This window comes from Streptomyces beihaiensis (assembly GCF_026274175.1).
GTDB lineage: Bacteria > Actinomycetota > Actinomycetes > Streptomycetales > Streptomycetaceae > Streptomyces > Streptomyces beihaiensis.
The window spans coordinates 1-2,776 of record NZ_JAPHNL010000166.1 but is presented as its reverse complement, the minus strand read 5'-3'; the positions used below and the strand labels follow the sequence as shown (position 1 = coordinate 2,776).

Sequence of the window (2,776 nt, the reverse complement as noted above, 5' to 3'; positions counted from 1 at the left end):
CCTGGCCAGCGCCCAGTCGTCCTTCGGGAAGTGCGCCGGGACCCAGTCCATGATCACGCCGATGCCCGCCCGGTGGAACGCGTCCACCAGGTGCCGGAAGTCGTCCGGGGAGCCGAGCCGCGGCGTCGGCGCGTAGTAGGAGGTGACCTGGTAGCCCCACGAACCGCTGAACGGGTGCGCCGCCACCGGCATCAGCTCGACGTGCGTGAAGCCCAAGTCGCTGACGTACGCCGGGAGTTCCTCGGCAAGGTCCCGGTACGTCGAGCCAGGACGCCACGACGGGAGGTGGACCTCGTACACCGAGAACGGTGAGGTGTGGACCGGCCTGTCGCCCCGGTGTGCCAGCCACTCCTCGTCGCCCCACTCGTAGCGTGACGCCGACGCCGTGACGACCGACGCCGTGGCGGGTGGCATCTCGGTGCGGCGCGCCATCGGGTCCGCCTTCTGGAAGCGTCCGCCGTAACGGGAGGTGATCTCGAACTTGTACCGCGTCCCCTCCCCCACGCCCGGCAGGAACAGCTCCCACACCCCGGACGCGCCCAGCGAACGCATCGGGTACTGCGTGCCGTCCCAGCACGTGAAGTCCCCGACGACGCTGACGGCGCGCGCGTTCGGCGCCCAGACCGTGAAGCGGGTGCCGGCGACGCCCTGGTGTTCCATCGGGTGGGCGCCGAGCGCCTGCCAGAGCTGTTCGTGGCGGCCTTCCTGGATCAGGTGCAGGTCGAGCTCGCCGAGGGCGGGGAGGAAGGCGTACGGGTCGGGCGTGTCGACGACCGTTCCGTCCTCGTACGTGACGTGGAGGCGGTAGGCGGAAGCGGGGACGGCCGGCAGCGGCAGCGGGTGCGGGCGGGCGCTGGAGAAGAGGCCGTCGCCGTCCGGGCGCAGCGGGAAGCGGTGGCCGCCGTCCGCCATGACGACCGTGACGCTCCGGGCGTTGGGGCGCAGGGCCCGGAAGACCACTCCGTCGCCGCCTGCCGGTGACGTCTGCGCGCCGTGTGCGCCCAGGACCGCGTGCGGGTCGTGGGCGGGCACCTGCACGCGCTGTACGGACAGTCCGGATGGTTCACGCATGGTGGACGCCTCCCGTGGCGAGCCGTCGGATCGCCGTCATCGGTACGTGCAGCCAGTCGGGGCGGTGGCGGGCCTCGTAGACGGCCTCGTAGACCGCCCGGTCCGTCTCGAAGGCGCGAAGGAGTTCGGGCTCGGCGCGCGGGTCCCAGCCGGCGCCTTCCGCGTAGCCGACGCAGTACGCGTCCCGGCACGCCTCCGCCCAGCGGGGGTGGCCGGGCAGGCGGGTGCCGGACGCGTAGTCGAAGGAGCGCAGCATGCCCGCCACGTCCCTGACCGGCGAGTGCGCGCTGCGGCGCTCGGCGAGCGGGGCGGACGGCTCGCCCTCGAAGTCGATGAGGTACCACTCGCGGCCCGCCCGCAGCACCTGTCCGAGGTGCAGGTCTCCGTGGATGCGGTGCCACGGCAGGTGCGCGGCCCGGGTGGCGCGCGCGGCGAGGTCGTCGAAGGCGGTGCGCAGCGACGGGGCGTAGGGGCGCAGGGACGGGAGGCAGCGCGCGGCGGCGTTGAGCCGTTCGGTCATGGCGGCCGCGAGGCGTGCCGGTTCGTGTGGGGGCGGCGAGGGTCTCGGGGCCGTCGACGCCGGGAACGCGGTGGCGAGCGCCTGGTGGACCTCCGCCGTGGCCAGGCCGATCTTGCGGGCCTGCGCCGTGAAGTCCCGCCCCGCTTCGAGGGCCCGCAGGGCGAGGGTCCAGCCGTCGGACGCGCCGGGCAGATACGGCTGGAGCACGGCGAGCGTGGCGTTGCGGGGCTGGGTGGTGCGGATCCAGGCGACCGGGGCGGGGACGCGGCGGCAGCCCGCGCGGGCCAGCGCCCACGGCACCTCCAGGTCCGGGTTGATGCCGGGCTGGACGCGGCGGAACACCTTCAGGATGAGTGCGTCGCCGTACACGATCGACGAGTTGGACTGCTCGACGTCGAGGAGGCGCGGCGTGAGGCCGGTGGGGAGGGAGTTGCCGGAGGACGCGTCGTTGGTGAAGCGCAGCGGGCCCGCGACGCCGGGGCGCCGCAGGCTCTCCAGGAGCATGGTCGCCGTGCGGGGGTCGTGCAGCGCGTCGTACACGGCCAGCCCGTCCGCGTGCCCGACCACGGCGTCGGCGGCGTCGGTGAGGCGGGACGCCGGGAGGCGCCGTGCCACGCCGAGGAGCAGCTGGTAGCAGTCGCCCGGCAGCGCGCCCGCGTGCTCGATGCGGACGAGCAGGTGCAGGCAGCCCGGGTACAGCTCCGTGGTCGCCAGCACCGACACGTCGGCGATGGGCTGCTCCTTGCGCGCGAACCAGCGTCGGCCCGGCAGCCAGTCCCGTAGCAATCCGCTGAGCACGCCCGGCCGTAGCGCCGGTGCCGCTGCGATGTCGGTCCTCGCCATGACGTCGCGTCCTTTCCGGTCGCACGATCGAACTTCTGATTCCGCAGGCTCCCCAGACCCCTCAGCTCCCTCGGGCTTCTCGAACGCCTCGGCCTTCACGACCTTCCTGAACTTCTCGGACCGCCTTGTCCGACGGAGGAGTCGGGGCAGAGAGCCGGAACCAGTAGAAGCCGTGGCCCGCCAGTGTCAGCAGGTACGGGAGTTCGCCGATCGCGGGGAAGCGGACCCCGCCGATGAGCTCGACCGGATTGCGCCCGTCATAGACGCGCAGGTCGAGTTCGGTGGGCTGGGCGAAGCGGGAGAAGTTGTTCACGCACAGGACGAGGTCGTCGCCGCACTCGC

The 2,776-nt window shown here is 73.2% G+C and carries 3 protein-coding genes; all 3 read right to left on the bottom strand.

All coding sequences use genetic code 11. From position 1 onward, the window contains the following. On the bottom strand, nt 1-1,071 hold a 1,071-nt coding region (locus OFY01_RS15685), incomplete at its 3' end, for a GlgB N-terminal domain-containing protein (RefSeq protein ID WP_266600324.1). Further along, a complete protein-coding gene (locus tag OFY01_RS15680; protein ID WP_266600322.1) occupies nt 1,064-2,434 on the bottom strand; it encodes a maltokinase N-terminal cap-like domain-containing protein in 1,371 nt (456 codons plus the stop codon). The genes OFY01_RS15685 and OFY01_RS15680, both read right to left, overlap by 8 nt. A gap of 61 nt (nt 2,435-2,495) precedes the next feature. Next, on the bottom strand, nt 2,496-2,776 hold a 281-nt coding region (locus OFY01_RS15675; RefSeq protein ID WP_266600320.1), incomplete at its 5' end, for an alpha-glucosidase C-terminal domain-containing protein.